This window comes from Vibrio marinisediminis (genome assembly GCF_014050145.1).
Taxonomy (GTDB): Bacteria; Pseudomonadota; Gammaproteobacteria; order Enterobacterales; family Vibrionaceae; genus Vibrio; species Vibrio marinisediminis.
This window is the reverse complement of the sequence record NZ_JACFYF010000149.1, coordinates 1-305: the sequence shown is the minus strand read 5'-3', so window position 1 is coordinate 305 and position 305 is coordinate 1. Positions and strand designations below refer to the sequence as shown.

The following is a 305-nucleotide window of genomic DNA, read 5'->3' as shown; positions in this document are numbered from 1 at the left end:
AGCCTCGCCATAGGCAAAGAGCAGCTTCGCCCCGTGCTTGATGACGCCGTTATACTCCTGCCCGGTACCAGGCAGGAAGCCGGGCACATCCACCAAGGTCAGGATCGGGATCTCGAAACAGTCGCAGAACCGCACGAACCGCGCCGCCTTGCGCGCACTGTCAATATCCAGAACGCCGGCCAGAACCATCGGCTGGTTCGCCACCACGCCCACGGTCTGCCCCTCCAGCCGGATGAAACCGGTGATGATGTTGCCTGCGAAATCCTTCTGGATCTCGTAGAAATCCCCCTCGTCCGCGACCTTGG

1 protein-coding gene is annotated in these 305 nt (G+C 61.6%); it reads right to left on the bottom strand.

All coding sequences use genetic code 11. The annotated features are described in order from the left end of the window. The coding region (locus H2O73_RS23745) for a carboxyl transferase domain-containing protein (protein ID WP_281364268.1) at positions 1 to 305 on the bottom strand (305 nt) is incomplete at both ends.